The sequence below is a fragment of the Vibrio sp. OPT46 genome (assembly GCF_015163535.1).
GTDB lineage: Bacteria > Pseudomonadota > Gammaproteobacteria > Enterobacterales > Vibrionaceae > Vibrio > Vibrio alginolyticus.
Genome location: NZ_JADDYG010000530.1, coordinates 92,551 through 99,329 on the forward strand (window position 1 = coordinate 92,551; position 6,779 = coordinate 99,329).

6 protein-coding genes and 1 pseudogene are annotated in these 6,779 nt (G+C 46.7%); all 7 read left to right on the top strand.

The annotated features are described in order from the left end of the window. Window positions 1-494: pseudogene (locus tag IQR33_RS33945) on the top strand (thiamine ABC transporter permease); the annotation flags it as partial. Then, on the top strand, window positions 460-1,107 hold the full coding sequence (locus tag IQR33_RS21865) for an ATP-binding cassette domain-containing protein (RefSeq protein ID WP_138939979.1): 648 nt from the start codon (window positions 460-462) through the stop codon (window positions 1,105-1,107). The pseudogene IQR33_RS33945 and the gene IQR33_RS21865, both read left to right, overlap by 35 nt. After that, the gene (locus IQR33_RS21870) at window positions 1,100-1,711 is read left to right on the top strand and encodes a CDP-alcohol phosphatidyltransferase family protein (RefSeq protein ID WP_193837444.1); all 612 of its coding nucleotides are present in this window, start codon (window positions 1,100-1,102) and stop codon (window positions 1,709-1,711) included. The genes IQR33_RS21865 and IQR33_RS21870 overlap by 8 nt, the downstream gene beginning before the upstream one ends. Before the next feature lie 123 nt (window positions 1,712-1,834). After that, entirely contained in the window at window positions 1,835-2,314 is a 480-nt protein-coding gene (locus IQR33_RS21875; RefSeq protein WP_005386695.1) for a glycine zipper 2TM domain-containing protein, read from the top strand. 202 nt (window positions 2,315-2,516) lie between these two features. Beyond that, on the top strand, window positions 2,517-4,046 hold the full coding sequence (gene norR / locus IQR33_RS21880) for a nitric oxide reductase transcriptional regulator NorR (RefSeq protein ID WP_193837445.1): 1,530 nt from the start codon (window positions 2,517-2,519) through the stop codon (window positions 4,044-4,046). Window positions 4,047-4,220: 174 nt separating this feature from the next. Continuing rightward, a complete protein-coding gene (hcp, locus tag IQR33_RS21885; RefSeq protein WP_042522020.1) occupies window positions 4,221-5,882 on the top strand; it encodes a hydroxylamine reductase in 1,662 nt (553 codons plus the stop codon). Window positions 5,883-5,962: 80 nt separating this feature from the next. Beyond that, window positions 5,963-6,779 (top strand): FAD-binding oxidoreductase (locus IQR33_RS21890; RefSeq protein ID WP_193844040.1); only part of this gene is annotated, 817 nt, incomplete at its 3' end.

Here is a 6,779-nt window from a genome sequence, read left to right on the forward strand (position 1 = left end):
AAGTAGTGACGCTGTACTTAAACAGTAATGCGTATTTCTTTTGGGTATGTTGGGCGCATGTATTCTTTGCGTTCCCATTTATTTACCTCTCGCTAGACGGTCCGTGGCGCAGCTTCGATAACGGCTTAACTCGCGTCGCACTCAGCTTGGGTAAATCACCGATGCAAGCTTGGTTAAAAGTGAAACTGCCAATCCTCCTGCCTGCAATTGCATTCGCGTGGGCTGTCGGTATTAGTGTCAGCCTGGCGCAATACCTACCAACATTGGTGCTAGGGGCTGGGCGCATTAGCACCATCACAACCGAAGCCGTTGCACTATCCAGTGGTTTTGACCGACGTGTCACCGCTATTTACGCCATTTGGCAAGCTCTGCTGCCATTCTTGTTCTTTTCTTTTGCGATACTGCTTAGCCACTTGCACAGGAAGTATCGCCGCTTGTCTATAAAAGGTTTACTACTGAATGAGTCTTTGTCTCGAAAACCTCGCCATCCGTAAAACCAATGGCGACGCGCTTTTTTCAGCGTTCAACATGACCGTAGAAAAAGGTGAAATCGTTACCCTGATGGGGCCTAGCGGTTGTGGTAAATCCACTTTGTTGGATGCCATTGCCGGGCACCTATCCGCCGAGTTCAACTACTCTGGATCCATTACGCTTGATAACGAAAAGTTGGATGCCCTCCCTGCCCATAAGCGTCAGGTCGGTATTCTATTCCAAGAAGATTTGCTCTTCCCTCATTTAACGGTGTGGGAGAACCTTGCCTTCGCGCTACCAAACTCAATCAAAGGTGAAGAGCGTAAAGCTCACGCTATGCAAGCACTGAAGAACATTTCATTGACCAAACTAGCAGAGTCCTTTCCTGACCAAATTTCGGGAGGGCAACGCGCCCGTATTTCATTGACTCGTATGCTGCTAGCAAAGCCGAAAGTTGCGCTACTTGATGAGCCCTATAGCAAGTTGGATAAAGACCTGCGTGTACAATTTCGCAATTGGGTGGTCGAACAATTGCAGCAAGCGAACATTCCTACTTTGATGGTAACGCACGATGAAGATGATATCCCTGATGGCAGCCGCTGCCTAAACTGGCCGTGGGAGAAAAATCATGCTTGATAGCCTGAGTATAAAGCTCATCCGCAAACCGCTGGCACTCAGTGCGACATATATCGATAAATGTGGCATCACCGCAAATCAGACGACAGTATTTGGTTTTGTGCTTGGCTGTTTTGCCCTGCCTGCTTTGATCGCCGAACAGTACTTGTTGACGTTGCTGTTTATTTTGCTGAACAGAATCTGTGATGGGTTAGACGGTGCACTGGCAAGGATTCAAGGCATTACCGATGCGGGTGGCTTTCTTGATATCAGCTTAGATTTTTTGTTCTATTCGTTGATTCCTTTTGGCTTTGTGCTTGCCAACCCAGAACACAATGCCGTTGCAGGCGCATTTTTGATTTTTTCCTTCATCGGCACTGGTAGTAGCTTTTTGGCTTTTGCCATCATGGCAGGAAAACAAGGCATCGATAATCCGGTATATAAAAACAAATCGCTTTACTACATGAGCGGCTTAACCGAAGGTACAGAAACCATTGGCTGCTTGGTTTTATTTTGTTTGCTACCGCAACACTTTGCCGTCATCGCGTATATCTTTGGCGCGGCATGCTGGTTTACTACTTTTACACGTATTTATTCAGGGTTTCATACGCTTAACGATCATTAATACTGCTTAGACAATCGCGTTTCCTTAAGGGACAGGCCGCTAAGCCACTGTTTTATAAAGCACCAAAACGCAGGTTAAATTGGGGTATATACTCTTTGAATGAAGAAACCATTCGGAGGCTATATGAAAAAACAGATCAATTTAGGCATGTTGCTCACCATTACTTGTGCGCTCGTGCTTGGCGGCTGTAGCTCACCTAACCCGTACGGAGATGCATACGGCTCATCCGACACTCGCAAAGTTCAGCAGGTTTACTACGGCACAGTAGAAAAAGTAGAACCCGTAACCATTGATGCCTCTACCCAATCCAATGCCATTGGCACCATCGCTGGTGCTGCCGTGGGCGGGATCTTAGGCTCAAAAGTTGGGGGCGGTTCTGGCTCGGATATCGCTGCCATTGGTGGTGGTCTATTGGGTGGCTATGCAGGCAGCAAAGCGGCTGAAGCAACCGCGAAAAGAAATGGCGTGAATCTGACCATTCGTTTAGAGGACGGAAAGATTATCTCTATTGTTCAAGAAGCAAATCCAAACATGATTTTCCAACCAGGCCAAGCGGTCCAAATCAATGTTTCTGGTAATGACGCCAGAGTCGTTCCTCGTTAATTCGGACGAACCAAACCTTTGGCCTGCTTTAATTCAAACACCTAACCCGCGCAAGCTTACATCACTGGCTTGTTAACTTGCGCGTTTCTTTTCGTATCAAACTTGATCGTCGTCAATGGAACATCAATCTCCCACACCTTTCGATGTTCAAATGACATCAAGTTGCTAGCATGAGCCCATTCCAGATAACTTTGGGCTTGTTATGACTCCGACTGTTGACCACGTACTCCTTAATATCGCGCTAAACCTCAGCTCAAATCGCTCTCACGAGCAGCAATATCAAAATCTCATTGATGGGGTCGCGCAAGTATTCCCATGTGATGCGAGCTGCCTGTTTATCTTCGATGAGGATGGTTTTCTAACTCCTGTCGCGGTAAAAGGCTTATCCAGCTCGGTCTTAGGTCGTCGCTATTTCCCCAAGGCGCACCCTCGCTTAGATGCCATTATTCATAGCGGTGAACCGGTGCGTTTCGATGCCGATTGTTCACTGCCGGATCCTTTCGACGGCACACTATTAACTGAAGACCAATGCATTGATGTTCACGATTGCATGGGCTTTAGCTTGTATGTCGAAGGCCAACTTGTTGGCGCACTAACGATGGATGCACTAACGGTGGGCGCGTTTGATGGCATCGATCCTGTCGCTATCGAAACCTTTGCGGCTTTGACCGCTGCGACATTGCGTAACATTGCTCAGTTAAAAGCGCTCAAAGCGCAAAACCAGAAGCAAAAAAGCGTCACTCAAACCCTTATCCAGCAAGCCCGTTCTCAACATGGCGAAATGGTGGGTTTGAGTCCGCAGATCAACCAGTTACGAAACAACATTGCGACTGTTGCTCAATCAGATTACGCGGTACTTATCACAGGAGAAACCGGAACTGGTAAAGAACTGGTCGCGCACTCGGTACACGCGCAATCTCATCGTAGCGATAAGCCGATGATTTACGTCAACTGTGCGGCTTTACCAGAAGGTCTGGCTGAGAGTGAACTGTTTGGCCATGTCAAAGGCGCATTTACAGGTGCTAATAGCCACCGTGCCGGTAAGTTTGAACTGGCAGACGGTGGAACGATTTTCCTTGATGAAGTGGGCGAACTGCCTTTGATTTTGCAAGCAAAATTGCTGCGCGTAATTCAGCAAGGCGAGCTGCAACGTGTAGGTAGCGATCAGCATTTGATGGTCAATGTGCGCATCATCGCCGCGACCAATCGACAATTAGAAAAAGAGGTCGAATCTGGCACGTTTCGAGCAGACCTTTTCCACCGTTTGAACGTGTTCCCAATCCAAGTCCCCCCACTGCGTGCCCGTGACGGGGATATTCCCGTTTTAGCAGGATATTTGTTGGAAAAAGTACGCCAACAATTCAATGCACCCAATCTGCACGTTCATCCTAAAGTGTTGACTCAATTGGAATCTTCACCTTGGTACGGAAACGTGCGCGAGCTCGAACATACTTTAACTCGCGCGGCTTTGCACGCCATTCAACAAGGCGCAAGCACGATCATGCTTAACCATTTCGACACCTCATTGGCTCTCGGTGATGTAAAAAACACATCGCATTATTTACCCAAAGAAAGCCAACCAATGCGAGAGCTAATAGAAAGCTATCAACGTGATTTAATTGAACATGCTTTGAGCCAAACTGGTGGCGTTTGGGCAAAAGCAGCGGAGTTTTTACAAATGGATCGCGGGAACTTATATCGGATGGGTAAAAAGCTGGGGATCAATAAATAACCGACCACAAGAAGTCGATGTGATTAAGACATCAACTGCGTTGTCTTAATTACATCAACCACTCTCCTAAATCTGATAAAATTCAATACAAATCAACGAGATAATAATTGGCACACATTCTGCTCTCTAGTGGTCAACATCACGACTATTAAAACAATCACTGGAGAACCCAATATGTTCTGTATTCAATGTGAACAGACAATTCAAACCCCTGCTGTTAAAGGTTGTTCTTTTGCACAAGGTATGTGTGGTAAAACTTCTGAAGTATCTGACCTTCAAGACGTGTTGGTTTACACACTGCAAGGGGTTTCTTTTTGGGCATCAAAAGCACTTGAATTCAACATCATTAACGATGAAATCAACCAATGGGCACCAAAGGCATTTTTCTCTACATTGACGAACGTAAACTTTGACCCTGAACGTGTCCTAGAGCTAACTTCTCAAGCGGCAACGTACAAAGCATTGCTAAAAGAGCAAGTAATGTCTGCTGCAACACTCGCCGATACCGAAGTTGCTGACATCCCTGTTGTTGCTCACTTTGAGCTACCAAATAGCGCAGAAGCAATCTTAGCTTTTGCTCCTCAAGTCGCGGTTAACCGTGGTAAGGACCAAGTACATGAAGATGTTATTGGCCTACGCTTACTTTGCCTATACGGCCTTAAGGGTGCCGCAGCATACATGGAGCACGCACGTGTTCTTGAGCAAACCAACAACGATATCTATGCCGAATACCATGAAATCATGGCGTGGTTGGGTACAGACCCTGAAGATCTTGGTGAACTACTTGATTGCTCAATGCGCATTGGCCTGATGAACTACAAAGTGATGGAAATGCTCGACCAAGGTGAAACAATGACCTTCGGCCATCCAGAACCAACCTCGGTGAACGTCAAGCCAGTAAAAGGCAAATGTATTCTTGTTTCTGGGCATGATTTGCATGACCTAGAAAAAATCCTGCAACAGACTGAAGGCAAAGGCATTAACGTTTATACCAACGGTGAAATGCTGCCTGCACACGGCTACCCTGAGCTGAAGAAATATCCTCATCTTGTCGGCAACTACGGCAGCGCATGGCAAAACCAACAGAAAGAATTCGCAAACTTCCCTGGCGCAATCGTAATGACGTCAAACTGCTTGTTGAATCCAAATGTGGGTCAATACGCAGACCGTTTATTCACTCGTAGTATTGTTGGCTGGCCTGGTGTGGCTCACATCGAAGGCGATGATTTTAGCCAAGTGATTGAATGTGCTCTAGCGCAAGACGGTTTCCAACACGATGAAATCGAACACCACATCACGGTTGGTTTTGGTCGCAATGCACTGATGAACGCCGCCCCTGCGGTTATCGACCAAGTGAAACAAGGCAACATCAAACACTTCTTCCTAGTCGGCGGTTGTGATGGCGATAAAGCGGAACGTAGCTACTACACCGATTTCACGGCTGAAGCGCCAGAAGACACGCTAATCCTGACCTTAGCGTGTGGTAAGTTCCGCTTCAACAAGAATACGTTTGGCGATATCAACGGCATCCCTCGCCTATTGGATGTCGGCCAATGTAACGATGCTTACTCTGCAATCCAGCTTGCACTTGCACTGGCGAAAGAGTTTGACTGTGACATCAATGAACTGCCACTCACGCTTGTGCTTTCTTGGTTCGAGCAAAAAGCGATCGTTATCTTGCTAACGCTATTTGCATTGGGCGTGAAAGGCATTTACACAGGCCCTACTGCACCAGCATTCCTAACGCCAAACCTAATCGCCATCATCCAAGAGAAGTTCGATATGCGCAGTATTGGCAATGTTCAGGATGATCTAAAAGCCATCCTAGCAGCTTAATAAACTTGCTTGTTACGCGCCTCCTTACGCGGAGGCGCTATCTATTTCGAACCAAAATAGCCACAACCAAAGAGATTGTTATGTTTTTTGAATGGCAAGGTAACCAACCCGTCACACTCCGTTGCATCGACAAATACTTCGAAACACACGACACCGTCAGCATCAAATTGTCTGAACTAACCGAGTCACTTCTGTTTCAGTTTAAGCCTGGCCAGTTTATTAACTTAGGCGTGGAAATTGATGGAAAAATGGAGTTTCGCGCCTATTCAATCAGCTCGATCAATGAAGACGATCACCTTCAACTCACCATCAAACGAGTATCTGGCGGTAAAGTATCGAACTACATCGTTGACTCGCTGCTGCTTGGTGATACCGTTCAAGCATTACCACCAGCGGGCGAATTTAACTGCATTGACCATCCACCCGTTTTACGTGATGGCGAAACAAAAGCCTTGCTTATCAGTGCAGGTTGCGGCGTCACGCCCGTATTTTCGATGGCAAAGCACTGGCTGAGTAATCAAGATGAAAACGACAACGATGTGGACATCGCATTTCTTCATATTGCACGCAGCCCAGAAGAGACGATTTACTACGATCAGCTAGAAACGTTAGACGCTGTGTATCCCAACTTCAATTTAAAGTTGTTGCTGAAAAACCGCGAAGGAACATCGCATCCACAAGGTCGTTTGAATGCCGACTGGCTTAAAGAGCTTGTTCCTGATTTCAAACAGCGCACCGTTTACCTGTGTGGTCCAAGCCAGTTTATGCAAGATGTTCACGGCTATTTGAATGACCTTGGTTTTGACATGACGAACTTCTACCAAGAGAGTTTTACGCCAGCGACTGGCGCAGAATCATCGGTCTCCGATGAGACGGTTAACGTTTCTGTTCCTGATT